This is a genomic window from Hymenobacter siberiensis (genome assembly GCF_018967845.1).
GTDB classification, from domain to species: domain Bacteria; phylum Bacteroidota; class Bacteroidia; order Cytophagales; family Hymenobacteraceae; genus Hymenobacter; species Hymenobacter siberiensis.
The window spans coordinates 3,278,407-3,293,542 of record NZ_JAHLZZ010000001.1 but is presented as its reverse complement, the minus strand read 5'-3'; the positions used below and the strand labels follow the sequence as shown (position 1 = coordinate 3,293,542).

Annotated in this window: 12 protein-coding genes; 8 read left to right on the top strand and 4 right to left on the bottom strand. The window is 60.6% G+C overall.

The window, feature by feature from the left end:
• The first annotated feature begins 1 nt into the window (after position 1).
• Both KQ661_RS14270 and KQ661_RS14265 read left to right on the top strand, forming a co-directional pair.
• Complete coding sequence (locus tag KQ661_RS14270) at positions 2-1,243, top strand: ABC transporter permease (RefSeq protein ID WP_216688964.1); 1,242 nt, start codon at positions 2-4, stop codon at positions 1,241-1,243.
• A 76-nt stretch (positions 1,244-1,319) separates the two neighbouring features.
• Complete coding sequence (locus tag KQ661_RS14265) at positions 1,320-2,147, top strand: helix-turn-helix transcriptional regulator (RefSeq protein ID WP_216727325.1); 828 nt, start codon at positions 1,320-1,322, stop codon at positions 2,145-2,147.
• Between the two features lie 176 nt (positions 2,148-2,323).
• On the opposite strand, the gene mtaB is transcribed toward KQ661_RS14265, so the two are convergent.
• Together mtaB and KQ661_RS22905 are read right to left on the bottom strand one after the other, a co-directional pair.
• The gene (gene mtaB, locus KQ661_RS14260) at positions 2,324-3,658 is read right to left on the bottom strand and encodes a tRNA (N(6)-L-threonylcarbamoyladenosine(37)-C(2))-methylthiotransferase MtaB (RefSeq protein WP_216727324.1); all 1,335 of its coding nucleotides are present in this window, start codon (positions 3,656-3,658) and stop codon (positions 2,324-2,326) included.
• A 30-nt stretch (positions 3,659-3,688) separates the two neighbouring features.
• Positions 3,689-5,551, bottom strand: a complete 1,863-nt coding sequence (locus tag KQ661_RS22905) for an LTA synthase family protein (protein ID WP_216727323.1) — start codon at positions 5,549-5,551, stop codon at positions 3,689-3,691.
• 247 nt (positions 5,552-5,798) lie between these two features.
• On the opposite strand from KQ661_RS22905, the gene KQ661_RS14250 reads away from it, so the two are divergent.
• A complete protein-coding gene (locus tag KQ661_RS14250; protein WP_216688960.1) occupies positions 5,799-7,988 on the top strand; it encodes a glutamine synthetase III family protein in 2,190 nt (729 codons plus the stop codon).
• Between the two features lie 136 nt (positions 7,989-8,124).
• Here KQ661_RS14250 and KQ661_RS14245 read toward each other — a convergent pair whose 3' ends face one another.
• Positions 8,125-8,697, bottom strand: a complete 573-nt coding sequence (locus KQ661_RS14245; RefSeq protein ID WP_216688959.1) for a hypothetical protein — start codon at positions 8,695-8,697, stop codon at positions 8,125-8,127.
• 291 nt (positions 8,698-8,988) lie between these two features.
• Between KQ661_RS14245 and KQ661_RS14240 the strand changes: the two genes are divergently transcribed.
• The 3 genes from KQ661_RS14240 to KQ661_RS14230 all read left to right on the top strand — a co-directional run bounded on the left by KQ661_RS14240 (position 8,989) and on the right by KQ661_RS14230 (position 11,001).
• Positions 8,989-9,345, top strand: coding sequence for a hypothetical protein (locus KQ661_RS14240; RefSeq protein ID WP_216688958.1), 357 nt, complete (start codon positions 8,989-8,991; stop codon positions 9,343-9,345).
• A 139-nt stretch (positions 9,346-9,484) separates the two neighbouring features.
• Positions 9,485-9,907, top strand: coding sequence for a PAS domain-containing protein (locus KQ661_RS14235; RefSeq protein ID WP_216726913.1), 423 nt, complete (start codon positions 9,485-9,487; stop codon positions 9,905-9,907).
• A gap of 110 nt (positions 9,908-10,017) precedes the next feature.
• On the top strand, positions 10,018-11,001 hold the full coding sequence (locus KQ661_RS14230) for an NAD(P)H-quinone oxidoreductase (protein ID WP_216727322.1): 984 nt from the start codon (positions 10,018-10,020) through the stop codon (positions 10,999-11,001).
• Between the two features lie 49 nt (positions 11,002-11,050).
• On the opposite strand, the gene KQ661_RS14225 is transcribed toward KQ661_RS14230, so the two are convergent.
• Positions 11,051-12,499, bottom strand: a complete 1,449-nt coding sequence (locus tag KQ661_RS14225) for a phytoene desaturase family protein (protein WP_216727321.1) — start codon at positions 12,497-12,499, stop codon at positions 11,051-11,053.
• Positions 12,500-12,788: 289 nt separating this feature from the next.
• On the opposite strand from KQ661_RS14225, the gene ispG reads away from it, so the two are divergent.
• Positions 12,789-14,783: a (E)-4-hydroxy-3-methylbut-2-enyl-diphosphate synthase gene (gene ispG / locus KQ661_RS14220; RefSeq protein ID WP_216726262.1), complete on the top strand. Its 1,995-nt coding sequence runs from the start codon at positions 12,789-12,791 to the stop codon at positions 14,781-14,783.
• A 15-nt stretch (positions 14,784-14,798) separates the two neighbouring features.
• Positions 14,799-15,113 (top strand): hypothetical protein, encoded by a 315-nt coding sequence (locus tag KQ661_RS14215; RefSeq protein ID WP_216688953.1) that lies wholly within the window; start codon positions 14,799-14,801, stop codon positions 15,111-15,113.
• Positions 15,114-15,136: the final 23 nt, after the last annotated feature.

Here is a 15,136-nt window from a genome sequence, read left to right as displayed (position 1 = left end):
CATGAGTCCTTTCGAAAACGTCCGCGAAGCCTTCCGCTCCATCCGCGCCAACCTGCTGCGCACCATTCTCACGGCCCTTATTCTCAGCATCGGGCTGTTTGCGCTGGTGGGCATCCTCACGGGCATCGACGCGATGAAGAATTCGCTGTCCGAAACCTTCGCCAGCCTCGGGGCCAACTCCTTCGAACTGCACGCCAAGGGCTACAGCAACCGCGGGCGGCGCGGCGGCGTGCAGTCCAGGCAGTATCCGCCCATCAGCTTCCTGCAAGCCAAGCAGTATAAAAAAGCCATGGGCGACGATGCCCAGGTTGGCGTGTCGGCTTTCATTGCCGGGGCCGTGGAAATGAAAGCCAACGGCACCAAAACCAACCCTAACATGCAGGTGGTGGCCGGCGATGAAAATTACCTGCGAATAGAAGGCTACAACCTAGCCAATGGCCGCACCTTCTCGCAAGCCGAGCTCAACAGCGGGGCAAATGTGATGATAGTGGGCGACGAAATTCGTTCCAAGTTATTTCCGAAGCAGAGCCCGGTGGGCAAGTACGTGGCCGCCATGGGTCGCCGCTTCCTGATTGTGGGCCTGCTCGAAAAGAGTGGGAGTGGAGCTGGTGGCGGCGGCGGGGCCGACCGCGTGGCCCTGCTACCCCTCGAAACCGGCAACCAGATGCCCCGCCAGCGCGCCCTCAGCTACGACGTGAAAACGGCCACCGCCGAGCACAGCACCCTCAACTTCGTCATGGGCCAGGCCACCGGCATCATGCGCGCCGTGCGGCACGACAAGCTGGGTAAAGAAGAGAGCTTCGTGGTCGAGAGCAGCACGTCGCTGGCCAATGACCTGGATGCGATTTCGGGCAAGATGAAAGCCGGCGGCAGCATCATTGCCTTCGTCACGCTGCTCGGGGCCAGCATTGCCCTTATGAATATCATGCTGGTGTCGGTAACGGAGCGGACCCGTGAAATTGGCATTCGCAAGGCGCTGGGCGCGACGGCCCGCCAAATCCGGTTTCAGTTTCTGATGGAAGCCATTGTGATTTGCCTCATGGGCGGCGGCATGGGTATTCTGCTCGGTGTGCTCGGTGGCAACCTGGTGGCCAAGTTCGTGGGCTCGGGCTCCTTCCTGGTGCCGTGGGGGTGGATGGCGGCGGGCCTGGTTATCTGCGTAGGGGTGGGCATGGCCTCGGGCTACTACCCCGCTAGTAAAGCCGCCGCGCTCGACCCGATTGATTCGCTGCGCTACGAATAGCCAAAACGCAAAGCGGGGCTGATAAGCGGCTTTTTTATACATTTGCACAACTACTCATTTGTGTAAGTGTATGGCTGTGCCCGTTTCTGTTCCCATCGACCAGCGCTTTGCGCAACTCATTCAGCAGTTTGGGTTGACCAAAAACAGCTTTGCCATCTCCCTGGGCAAGACGGCCAGCGTGGTGCAGCACCTCATCGACGGCCGCAATAAACCCGGCTATGACCTGTTGTGTAAGGTGTTTGAAATTTATCCAAATGTGTCCAGAGACTGGCTTTTGTTAGGCCGTGGTCCGATGTTGGTGAGTGGAGAGCACGCACCAAAAGCAGTAACGCCACCCGCCGCGCCACTCGCATCCGTAGCGCCGGAAGCCGCATTCGAACCCATCGATTTGTCCGATGTAGAGGTGCATGCGGCGCGGCGTTCCGGGCCGGGCGTGGCCGGCTCCCGACTTCAGCCAGCCGAAATAGCGGCTACGCTGGCATTGGCTGCCGCCGCCAATCAGCCGGTGCGCGCCAACGGAGCCTCCGCTCCTGGTGAGGCCGAAGTGCCCCAGCCCGCGGCAGCTCCCGCTGCGCCTGTCGTGGCAGAAAATCCCGTGGCAACCCATGTTGCTGCCGCTGCCGAAGCCCCCGCTGCGCCCGTTGCCCCGGCAGCCCCAGGCGCCCCGCTGATTCAGGAGCCGGTGCCGGTGTTGGCGGCTCCGCATCCCACGCCTGCACCAGCCCCGGCAGTGCCCGCGCCGGCTCCCAGCGCATCCGCACCCGAAGTTTATGTGGCGGCGGCATTGCATGCGCAACACTTACAGCACCAGCTGGCCCTCGCCGAAATGCGCAACCAGCACCTGCTGGAGCAGCAAAATATGCTGCGCGAAATGCTGGCCATGGCCCGACAAAGCATGGTCTAGACCGCAGATTCTGCCGATTAAATGGATTGAACAGATTTTGGCATCCGGTTGAGAAACCGTAAAACAGCGAGGGCTGCCCAATGGGCAGCCCTCGCTGTTTTACGGTTTCGGAAAGGCGTTTTCTAATAGCCTAAGTGAGAATCCGTTCAATCCGTTTAATCAGCAGAATCTGCGGTTCAGACGAGAATACCCATTTCCTCGGCTTCCATCAGCCCGAAGGCATTCACGCTGGTGAGGCGTAGCGGCTTCATTTCGCCTACCAGCAGCGGGTCGTACTTGGCGGCCACGCGGATGTAGTTGGGCGTGAAGCCCTCCATCTGGCCATTGGTCACATCGTCTTCAAAAAGCACTTCGGTTTCGAGGCCGAGGTGTTCTTCGTAGAAAAACCGCTTTTTCTTCTCCGAGAGGCTGCGCAATTGCGTGGTGCGCTCGTGCCGCACCCGGTCCTGCACCCGGCCGGGCAGGGTGGGGGCCAGCGTATCGGCCCGCTCCGAGTACGGGAAAACGTGCAGGTAGCTAATCGGTAGCTCGTTCAGGAAATTATAGGTGTCCAGAAAATCCGCGTCCGTCTCGCCGGGAAAGCCCACGATGACATCGACTCCAATGCAGGCGTGTGGCATCAGCTCCTTGATGCGGGCCACGCGCTGGGTGTAGAGGGCCCGGCGGTAGCGGCGGCGCATGAGGCCCAGAATCTTGTCCGAGCCACTTTGCAGCGGGATGTGGAAGTGCGGCATAAAGTGCTCCGACGCGGCCACGGTGGTCAGAATCTGGTCGGTGAGCAGGTTGGGCTCGCAGCTGCTGATGCGAAAGCGGCGGATACCGGTCACGGCATCGAGGGCCTGCACCAGCTGGGTAAAATCTTCGCGGCGCTCGCGCTCGGGGCCCTGCAGACCAAAATCGCCGAGGTTGACGCCGGTGAGCACGATTTCCTTCACGCCGTTCTCAGCTAACTTCTCCACGCGCTCCACCACACTGGCTATGCTGCCCGAGCGGCTGCCGCCCCGCGCCAGCGGAATGGTGCAGAACGAGCAGGTATAGTCGCAGCCGTCCTGCACCTTCATAAAGGTCCGGGTGCGGTCGCCGAAGGAGTGCGCGGCTACAAACTCGGTGGCTGCTGAGATGGGCGAGGCATGCACCGCGCCGGGCTGCCCGGCGGCCGGCTTCTGAAAATCGGCCAGAATATCGACCAGCATAAATTTCTCGGCCGCGCCCAGCACGGCGCTCACGCCGGGAATGGCCGCGATTTCCTGCGGCTTGAGCTGGGCGTAGCAGCCCACAATGGCCACAAAGGCCTCCGGATTATGTTTCAGGGCCTGCTGCACTACTTTGCGGCACTTGCGGTCGGCGTGGTCCGTGACGGAGCAGGTATTGATAACGTAGAGGTCGGCCCCGGCCTCAAAAGGAATTTTCTGGAAGCCCTTTTCCTCAAACTGCCGGCCGATGGCCGACGTTTCGGAGAAGTTCAGCTTGCAGCCGAGGGTATAAAAAGCAACGGATTGGGGGGTAGGCATAGTCTGGCAAAGGTACGGCCCGGGCGCGTTCTACTTGCGCGCAAAGTCTTCCATCGATACCTGCTCCATGGCCTGGCCCAGCTTCAGCTGGCTGTTGGGGGTGCCGGGGTCGCGGTCCATAATGTGGCTACCCACGTTATCGAAGGTGATGGTACCCTGCGGCGAAACGGCGCCAAAACCATTATTAAAGCAGTAGTACACGAAGGGCGGGTTATGCTGAGCCAGCAGGTTGCGGCTCCAGACGAAATGTTGAGCCGGTAATTGCAGCTGGTGCAGCAGGGTAGCGGCCACGTCGGTTTGCGAACCCAGCGCACTTATTACCCGGCCACGGGCTTCGGGCCGCAGCGCGCCGCCAGCCAGCAGCAGCGGAATCTGGAATTTATTGGGGCTTTGGTTGGCGGAGTTGCCGGGCTGCTGGTGACCGTGGTCGGCTACCAGTACCAATAGCGTATGGGCGTACCAGGGCTGTTTCTTGGCCTCCCGCAGGAATTTACCCAGCGTATAATCGGTGTAGTAAACCGAGTTGCGAAACTGCTCTACCTCGCTGGTGCCGGAGAAATGCGGCTTCATGGGCACCTCAAAGGGCTCATGGCTGCTGAGGGTGAAGGCCGTGACGAAGAACGGCTGCGGCTGCTTACTCAAGTCGCCCAGAATACGGTCGAAAAGCACCCCGTCGTGTGCGCCCCATTTCGAGTTCTGGTCGGCCGCTGCAAAGTCGTTGCGCTCCGTAAACTTCTGATATCCGCCCGCTTGCAGGTAGCTGCGCATGTTGGCAAACGCCAGCTCGCCCCCGTAGTAATAGTGCGAGCTGTAGCCCACCGAGGCCAGCGACTGACACAAATGGGGCAGGCGCTCCGTTTTGCGCGGGAACTTGATGATGCTGGTCGTGGGCTGATTGGGGTAGCCCGAAAGCAGCGAAACCAGCCCTTTCTGGCTGCGGTCGCCGGCCGCGAAAATGTTGTTGAACAGGATGCCGGTTCGGGCCAGGCTGTCGAGGTTGGGCGTCACGCCCTTTTCGCCGCCCACGCTGCCCACAAACTTGGAGGTGAAGCTTTCGAGGATGATAAACAGCACGTTGGGCCGGGGCTCGCTCAGCACCAGCGCCGACGAATCGGGCGGAGCCGGGGTACCCACAGCCAGTGGGTACAGGCCCGCCACCAGGCGGCGAGCTGTGCTGTCGGGCATAAAGGGCTTAATGGGCTGCTCGGCCGCGCGCAGTACCAACGCACTTATCATGTTCCACGGCGCATTGAGGGCCGCATGGTTGGCGAAAGCAATGCTGGAAAAATAAACGTCGCTCTGGTTCACCGGAATCTGCTGGGTGCCGCCCCGCAGCGGCACCACCAGCAGCGCGGCGTAGAGCAAGCTGGCTAGTGCTGCCCGGCCCCGCCCAAACCATGCGGGCAGCGGCACCAGCCGCCCTATCACTACCTTATATAAGTAGGTGCCCGCGCCTAGCAGGCCCAGCAGCAACACCAGCAGCAGGCCAATGGGCGCACTGCCCGCCGAGGCCGCCATTTCCTGCGGCGAGTTCAGGTATTGGATGGGCGTATCATCGAGCCGGAAACCCCACACGCGGTACAGCTCCAGGTCGGCCGTGACCAACACGGCCAGCACAATGCCGATAACGGCCGAATACCCCGTTATCAGCCGCTGCAATTGAAAACGGGGCAGCAGGCTGCCAATTACAAACAATAGGAACGGAATCAGGCAGACATAGGCCGCCGCCGAAGCGTCCAGCCGCAGGCCGTGCCCCATGCTTCCCAATACCTCCGCCACCGACAGTTGAGCCGTGGCCTTGTATTGGTATCCCAGAAACAAGCCCCGGCACAGCTCAAAAAATACCAGCCAGAAAAAAAAGTAGCGCGGCTGGAACGCAAAGCGGTTTTTCACGCCCTAAAGATATAGCCCGCCGATACGCCCCAAAACATTAGGCCGTAATCGGCTTTGTCTTTATGAAGACCGAATTTTAAAAATCAGGTTAAAAAAAGAAGCATATTACCGGAAAATATGAGCGTATTTGAGAAAAAGCCTCAATAATTTAGGGTGGTTTGCTACGGTTTGTGATTCATGTTTTATCTTTGCCCCCAGAATACGAACTCATCCGCCTCACTATTTTTCCGTTTGGTAGTCAATTCCTATGGCCATCCTCCGCTTTAAAGCTTTAGAACTCGTCAATCTGCGCCGCCCCATTACTGTGGCACCCGCTGCCGCCCGTCGCTCCGACAGCTTTGGGCAAAGCGTGTTCAATCTGGAAGCCATGCGGGCTACCATGCCCGGTGACTATTTCAAAAAGCTGCAGGCTGCCATCAAGCAGGGCGCGACCGTGGAGCGCAACGTGGCCGATGCCGTGGCCTCGGCCATGAAAACCTGGGCCATGGCCAAGGGTGCCACGCACTACACCCACTGGTTTCAGCCCCTGACCGGCGCTACCGCCGAAAAGCACGACTCCTTCTTCGACCTCAATTCCGACGGCCGGCCGATTGAGAACTTCAAGGGCTCGGCCCTCGTGCAGCAGGAGCCCGATGCCTCGTCGTTTCCCAACGGCGGCATCCGCAACACGTTTGAGGCCCGTGGCTACACCGCCTGGGACCCCACCTCGCCCGCTTTCATCATCGAAACGGTAGGCGCTAAGACGCTGTGCATTCCCACGATTTTCGTGGCTTACACCGGCGAAGCCCTCGACTATAAAGCTCCGCTGTTGAAGTCGCTGGCCCTGCTGGAAAAGTCGGCCCTGGACGTTTGCCACTATTTCGACAAAGACGTAAACCGTGTGAACACCACGCTCGGTATCGAGCAGGAGTACTTCCTGGTTGATAAGGCGTTGTACGACGCCCGCCCCGACCTCGTGCTCACCGGCCGCACGCTGTTCGGTCACATTCCCGCCAAAGGCCAGCAGCTCGACGACCATTATTTTGGCTCGATTCCGGCCCGCGTGCACGGCTTCATGCTGGAGTTTGAGGAAGAGGCCAATCTGCTCGGTATTCCGCTGCGCACCCGCCACAACGAGGTGGCCCCCAACCAGTTTGAGTGCGCCCCCACGTTTGAGGATGCCAACCTGGCTGTCGACCACAACCAGCTCCTGATGGACGTGATGGCCCGCGTTGGTGAGCGTCACAATTTCAAAGTGCTGTTGCACGAGAAACCTTTTGCCGGTGTAAACGGCAGCGGCAAGCACAACAACTGGGCAATGAGCACCGATACCGGTGTGAACCTGCTCGCCCCCGGCCGCCGTCCCAAGGAGAACCTGCAGTTCCTGGCCTTCCTCATCACCACCATCAAAGCGGTGCACCGCTACGCCGACCTGCTGCGTTCGAGCATCGCCTCGGCCAGCAACGACCACCGCCTGGGTGCCAACGAGGCCCCGCCGGCCATCATGTCGGTGTTCCTGGGTTCGATGCTGGACGGCGTACTCGATGAGCTGGAGCGCACCGCCAAACTGCCGCTCGACAAAGGCGACAACATTTACCTGAAGCTGGGCATCGACAAGATTCCAGCCATCCTGCTCGACAACACTGACCGCAACCGGACCTCGCCGTTCGCCTTCACCGGCAACAAGTTCGAGCTGCGCGCCGTGGGCTCGTCGGCCAATTGCTCGTCGGCCATGACGGTGCTCAACACCATCGTTGCCACGCAGCTCATCGATTTTAAGCAGTCGGTTGATGCCCTGATTGAGGAAGGCAAGAAGAAAGAAGTGGCTATTGTGGAGATTCTCCGCGAGTATGTAATATCTTCGAAGAATATTCGTTTCGAGGGGAACGGTTACTCCGATGAGTGGAAAGACGAAGCCGAAAAGCGTGGCCTCAGCAATATTGCTACCACGCCCCAGGCTTTGGATGCCCTGATTCGCGAGGACGCCGCCGACCTGTTTGCCCGCCACAACATCTTCTCGGAAGTGGAGCTTCATGCCCGCCACGAGATTTTGCTGGAGGAATACCAGAAGAAAATCCAGATTGAAAGCCGCGTAATGGGCGATTTGGCCATCAACCACATCATTCCGACCGCGCTTTCGTATCAGACCAAGCTGGTGAACAACGTGCGTGGCCTTCGTGAGCTCGGCCTCGACGACGAGCACAGCCAGGTAACGCTGGAAATGATTAAAGCTATTTCCCGCTACGTTTCAACCATCAAAACCAACGCCGACGCTATGACGGAGGCGCGTAAGCAAGCCAACAAAATCGGAGATGCCCGCGAGAAGGCGGTAGCATACTGCGAAGAAGTGAAACCAAAATTCGACCCCATCCGCCGCGCCGTTGATAAGCTGGAGCAGATGGTGGCCGACGAGGACTGGCCTCTGGTGAAGTACCGCGAACTATTGTTCAGCCGGTAATTCGTCAGCGGACGGAATCGGGTCCGGTGTTGGGTGGGAATTCTCGCCGCGCCCCGGTTTTGAAAGAGCCATCTCGGGTGAGGTGGCTTTTTTTGGTGACCGACCACAATCGTTTGCAGCCGATATTTGGGCGTATTTATGCCGAAATTATATCTGCCTGGGGTATTTTGGGCGTTTTTGGAGATTTAGGAGCCGGGGCGGCCAGCAGCAGGGGCAGGCGGGGCGTTTTCGCATCGTCGGCCTCGTTGGCCAGCACCTCGGCGCTGCTGCCGGGGTCGGGTACCAGCATTTTCCAGGTGGCGCTGCGCAGCTCGTCGAGCTTGTTCAAGGCTTCGCTGATGGTGGGATTGGCCTTCAGCTTGTCGAATAAGCCGCTTTTGTTGCCCACCATGATTAGCTTCTCGATGACGAAGGGCAGCACCCAGCCCACCACGTTGGACGCCAGCGCCCCGCGCAGGCCCAGGCGCAGCAGCAGGCGCACGGTCATTTGCTCGATGAGCAGGACACGGGCGGCGGGCAGCGCCTTATCGGCCAGGAAATCGGCCACCAGCTTGAGGTTGCCTTTTTCTACTTCGGCGCGCAGCACGTCCTGCACGCTGTCGAGGGCGCGGGCGGCCAGCTGGCGAAACAGGCGGCCGGTTTGCCAGGCCGCGAGGCCAGTGAGGCGAGCAGCCCCAAGTATAGCAGGCAGGAAACGCGGTTTTTTCATGATTTGATAACAAAATAGTGGGCCTGGGTGCCTTGCACAAGGAACGTAGCGATGCCCAAATGGGTTAGAAGTCCGGGTGAGTGGTGATTGAAGAGGACAACGGAAATTTCGAAATTATCGCTAATTTCTATTGCAATTTTAGCCCCCCACTTAATGGAGTTGTTTAGAAAGTCACAAAAGGTCCCCGAACGGTCATGCAGCGCGCAGCGAAGCATGACCGTTCGGGGACTTTCTAAACAGCTTCAATAACTTTCTGCCTAAGAGTGGTGCTTTTTCTTCTGTATATCTGATTTGCTGCTGGATATAAACTTACAACATCTGCCGGATGACTATCTGGGGGGCGAATGGCGGGTAGCCAGCCGGGTGCTGAACCGCAACGACCCCGGCAGCCCGCTGGCCCTGGCCGAGCAGCTGGCGCTCATGCCGGGCCATTTGGAAACCACGCCCGCGCCGCCCGGCCCCGGCCAGACCGGCAATTGGGCGGTGCTGCGCGACGAGCTCATGAACCGGCCATACCTCAACTTCGAGTTGACCAATGAAGCAACGCGTGCCCTTGTCACGCGCATGCGCCGCTCGGCCGATGGCTTGCATAGCCAACTGAACCTGTACTTTGCGTCGGGTATGGAAATGCAGCTCGACCGCGCTTAGTATATTCTTATTTTGGTTTTTAAGCTTCTCTACTCGTGAGCACTCCGCAAGCAGTTACCCCGTTGCCCGCCATCGCCCAAAACGGGCTGGTTGGGTCCGAGTAGTTCACTTTTTTGGCTGATGTGATTCCGCAACTGGTCTGGATTACCGACCAGAATGGGTTCCATATCTATTTCAATCAGCGCTGGACGGCCTTTACGGGCTACGTGCTGGCCGACAGCGTGGGGCCGGATATGTGGACCTACTGTACCCCGACGACCGCTCCCGCGCCCGGGAGGTGTGGGGCCACTCGTTGGCCACCGGCGACGACTACAACATAGAGTACCGTTTCAAAGCCAAGGATGGCTCGTACCGCTGGTTTTTGGGGCAGGCTCTGCCGCGCTGGGGCGACGACCGCCAGATTATCGCCTGGTTTGGCACCTGCACCGATATTCAGGAGCAGCGCCAGATGCGCGAGCAACTGGAAGCCGCCTATTCGGACCTCGAAGCCAAGATGATGTTCCGGACGCTGGATTTGGAGCGCGAGGTGAAGGAGCTGCGCGAAGCGGCTGGTAAGCAGTAGATTATCGAATAAGTAGTATTTGAAACGTCTCCTCGGAGCCGTTTTTCGTTAGTAGACGTGGCACTTGCCAATTCACCGGGCCGCTCAGGCTGCCCCAGCGTTTCCTACTTATGAATGCCATTATTATTCAGCAGGTCGGCGGGCCTGAGGTTCTGCAGCTTCGGCCGCAGCCCAAACCTACGCCTGCCGCCCACGAAGTGCTTATCCGGGTGCATGCCGCCGGCGTGAACCGGCCCGATGTGCTGATGCGCCAGGGTAAGTATGCCGGCAGCGGCGACGTAACCGGCCTGGTACCCGGCCTGGAAATAGCCGGCACCATCGAAACCACCGGTACCGAGGTGACGCGCTGGCACCCCGGCGATGCCGTGTGCGCCCTGTTGCCCGCCGGTGGCTACGCCGAATATGCCGTGGTGGATGCCCGCCACTGCCTGCCCGTGCCCACCGGTCTGAGCATGACCGAAGCCGCCGCCCTGCCCGAAACCGTGTTCACGGTATGGCACAACGTGTTTCAGCGCGGCAACCTGCAGCCCGGCGAAACGCTGCTGGTGCACGGCGGCAGCAGCGGCATTGGCACCACAGCCATTCAGCTGGCGCGGGCGCTGGGCAGCCCCGTGGCCATCACGGCCGGGGATGAGGTCAAGTGCAGCGCTTGCCGGGAACTAGGTGCCGACTGGGCCATCAATTACAAAACCGAAGACTTTGAAGAAGTGCTGAATGCCGAAGGCGTGGACGTGGTGCTCGACATGATTGGTGGCGACTACATCGCCAAAAACCTGCGCCTGCTGAAGGACGACGGCCGGTTGGTTTTTATCAATGCCATGCAGGGTGCCAAGGGCGAATTCAACGCGCTGGAGGTGATGCGGCGGCGGCTGAGCATCACGGGCAGTACGCTGCGGCCCCGCTCAGCCGATTTTAAAGCGGCGCTGGCGGCGGAGGTAGAAAAGCACGTCTGGCCATTGGTTGTGGCGGGCAAGTTCCGGCCGGTTATCTACAAAACCTTCCCATTAGCCGAAGCGGCGGCGGCGCACGAGCTAATGGAAAGCAGCGCCCACATCGGTAAGATTGTGTTGGAAATGGGCGGGGAGAAGGTCTGATAAAAAAGCCAAGCTCATCCAGCGTCCGCGCAGCCGGAGTAGGGTTGCGCTACTCCCCGTGCAGCGGTGGTGCGGGCAGCCGGAATATATCGCGCAGGGCGCGGCGGGCCGCGTAGTAGCCGCACATGCCGTGCACGCCGCCGCCGGGAGGCGTGGCCGAAGAACAGAGGTACAGCCCCCGCTGCGAGGTACGGTAGGGTGAGGCCCGCAGGGCCGGACGGGTGAATAGCTGGCCGATATCGAGCAGGCCGCCGTTGATGTCGCCGCCCACGTAGTTGGGGTTGTACGCCTCCATCTGGGCGGTGTCGAAGGTGTGGCGGGCCAGAATGCGGTCGCGAAAGCCGGGCGCAAACCGTTCGACCTGGCGCTCGATGGCGGCCGTCATGTCCACGCGCGAGCCGTTGGGGACGTGGCAGTAGGCCCAGGCGGTGTGCTGCCCGGCCGGGGCGCGGGTGGCGTCGAAGAGGCTTTGCTGGGCCAGCAGCACGAAGGGCTGCGCCGCGTGCTGGCCCCGTGCCGAGGCTTGCTCACTGGCGGCAATTTCGGCCAGCGTATTGCCCAGGTGTATGGTGCCGGCTTGGGCACATTCGGGGGCGGTGAAAGGAATGGGCGCGGCCAGCGCCCAATCAATTTTGAATACGCCCATGCCGTAGCGGTAGCGCCGCAGCTGCCATTGGTAAATGTTTGACAGGCTGTGCCCGGCAATCTGGAGCAGCTGCGCCGGCGTGACGTCGAGCAGCACGGCCCGTGCCGCCGGCAGCTGCGCCAGCGAAAGCACGTAAGTCCCGGTTTCGACCTGCCCGCCCAGGGCGATGAAATGCGCCAGCAGCGCATCGGCAATGGCCTGCGAGCCACCTTTGGGCAGGGGCCAGCCGCCGCGGTGGGCCGCAATGAGCAGCACCAGGGCAGCGGCCGACGTGGTGAGGTTACTCAGCGGCTGAATGGCGTGGGCGGCCATGCCGGCCAGTAGGCCTTTGGCTTTTTCGTGGGTGAAGCATCGCGCCAGCACCGTGGCTGGGAGCAGCGCCGAGAGGCCAAATCGGGCCATATCGAGCGGGTGCCGGGGGAAATGCAGCGGGGCCAGCACGTCGTTGGCAATGTTGGGCCACTGGGCCACGAGCGGGCCAAGCAGGCGCTGATAGGCCTCGGCATCGAGGCCGAGGCTGCGGGCGGTATCGGCCAGCGACGCGGCCACGGCGGCGGTACCGTCATCGAACGGGTGGGCGGCGGCCACGGGCGGCGTGAGGTATTCCAGCCCGTAGCGGGCCAGTGGCAGCGTCTGGAAATAGGGCGAGGCCGCCGCCAGTGGGTGAATGGCGGAGCAGATGTCGTGGCGAAAGCCGGGCAGAGTCAGCTCAGCCGTGCGCAGGCCGCCACCGATTTCCCGCTTGCCTTCGAGCAGTAGGACCGACAAGCCCGCCTGCTGCATTACAATGGCCGCCGCCAGCCCATTGGGGCCGGAACCGACGACGACGGCATCATAGCTGGGCGTACGCATGTGGGGTGGGGTTTAGGTATAGTTTGATGTAAAAGAACGTTAGCATGACCTCATTTCAAGCGGCCCAGCCAGCGGCAGCATTCAAGCGCGACAAGTAGGATGTACGGCCCGAGGGTTAAGGGAACTCGCTCAGGCGCGGGCCGGGCCATCCGCAGTCCAAGGGTAAAGATGGGCCAGCCATAGCTCAGCCAGCCAATGGAATCGCGCAATTGCCATACGGTGCCGGCCGCTCCCGCTTTACCTTTGTAGAAGGGCGCAACTTTCGCCTACCGCCCCTGGTTTTTGGATTATGAATAAAACGTATTGCCCCAGCCTCACTGAATACAAGCGCCGCGTGTCCCGCGTGGTCAACATTGGCGGCGTGCCGATGGGCGGCGACTACCCCATCCGCGTGCAGAGCATGACCACCGTGGATACGATGGATACGATGGGCTCGGTGGAACAGACGCTGCGCATGGTAGAGGCCGGCTGCGAATACGTGCGCATCACCGCGCCCAGTATGAAGGAGGCCCAAAACCTGCTGGAAATCAGGAAAGAGCTGCGCAAGCGGGGCTGCAACGTGCCGCTCATCGCCGACATTCACTTCACGCCCAATGCCGCCGAGTTGGCCGCCCGCATCGTGGAGAAGGTGCGCGTGAACCCCGGCAACTACGCCGATAAAAAGAAATTCGAGGAAATTGAATACACCGACGCCACCTACGCGGCCGAGGTGGAACGCATCCGCGAGCGGTTCCGGCCGCTGGTCCAGATTTGCAAGCAGCACGGCACCGCTATGCGCATCGGCACCAACCACGGCTCGCTGAGTGACCGGATTCTGAGCCGCTACGGCGACACGCCGCTGGGCATGGTGGAGTCGGCGCTGGAGTTCCTGCGCCTCTGCGAGGAAGAGAATTACTACGACGTGGTGCTGAGCATGAAGGCCAGCAACACCCAGGTGATGGTGCAGGCCTACCGCCTGCTGGTGCAGAAGCTCGACGAGGAAGGCCTGCAGCCCTACCCGCTGCACCTGGGCGTGACCGAGGCCGGCGAGGCCGAAGACGGCCGCATCAAGAGCGCCGTGGGCATTGGTACGCTGCTCGAAGACGGCCTCGGCGATACTGTGCGCGTGTCGCTCACCGAAGCCCCCGAAGCCGAAGCCCCGGTGGCCCGCATGCTGATTGACCGCTACACGGGGCGGGCGGCCACGGCCCGGCCCATCAAGCCGCTGGTGGGCGAGGAGCCGATTAATCCATTCCAGTATTTCCGCCGGCACACGCACGAAGTGGTCAATTTCGGCGGGCAGAACGTGCCCCGCGTCGTAGCCGATTTATCGCGCCTGCCACACCTAGAGTATGGCGACCTGCGCGCCGCTGGCCACCTGTATTCGCCCTTCCTCGATAAGTTTCAGATGGGCGACCTGGGGGCCGACTACATCTATACCGGCGAGCGGCCCGTGCCCTACATGCTGCCCAACGGCTTGAAGGAAATCGTGACCTTCACGGCTTGGCGCGACGCCGGCCACCGCCCCGAGCACTACCCGCTGATGACGCCTGACGCCTACCTGGCCACCAAGCCCGCGCAGCGCCACCCACAGCTCAATTTCCTGCTGGCCGACCTGGCGGCGCTCACTTCCGAAATGCTCCAGCACCTGCGCATCGACCAAACGGTGGTGCTCACCCTCGAAACCAGTAACGCCCACGCCATGCCGGAGCTGCGCCGGGCCTTTTTCGATTTGATAAACGCTGGCATCACCTGCCCGGTGGTGGTGCGCCGCTGCTATACCATCGAGAACCCCGCCCAAACCCAGCTCGATGCCGCTACCGACGTGGGCGGCCTGCTCATCGACGGTCTCGGCGACGGTATATCGCTCTGCACCGATGCCCTGCCCAACCAGGAGCAGGACGCTTGGCTGCGCGATATCGACACCCTGAACCAGCTCAGCTTCGGCATCCTGCAGGCGGCCCGCACCCGCATGAGCAAAACCGAATACATCAGCTGCCCCAGCTGCGGCCGCACCCTGTTCGACCTACAGGAAACCACGGCCATGATTCGCAAGCGCACCGACCACCTCAAGGGCATCAAAATCGGCATCATGGGCTGCATCGTGAACGGTCCCGGCGAAATGGCCGATGCCGACTATGGCTACGTGGGCGTGGGCAAGGGCAAAATTGCCCTCTACCGTGGCCAGGAAGTCATCAAGAAATCGGTGCCCGAGGAGAGGGCCGTGGACGACCTGATTGAGCTGATGCGCGAGGACGGAAGGTGGATTGAGAAGGAGGTGTTGGGGGAGCCGGTGGGAAGTTAAATAATTCTTTTGCGAATGAAAATCCAGCTATTTGCAGGCCCAATTGCCCTTGGGGTAATTGAATCAAAAGTTATTGATGATTCAATGGGCGTAGTAGGAGGGGTCTTACAGCCTTCAACTGCTTACTTAACGGAGTTTCAATCCTTCTTTCGCAGGCATATACAACAGCCCAATTGGCGAGCATTGGCAGGTTTAGAATTAATCGGAGTACTTCCGACTAATGAAATTCTGGAATGTGTCGGTGGTATTTGCCTCACTGATATTGAAGAATGTGCTGAAATTAATGTAGAATTCTGTGGACTGAATCAGCGTGTAATAAGCCTGATTTAATAAGGCGTAGGCTACGGTGGCTA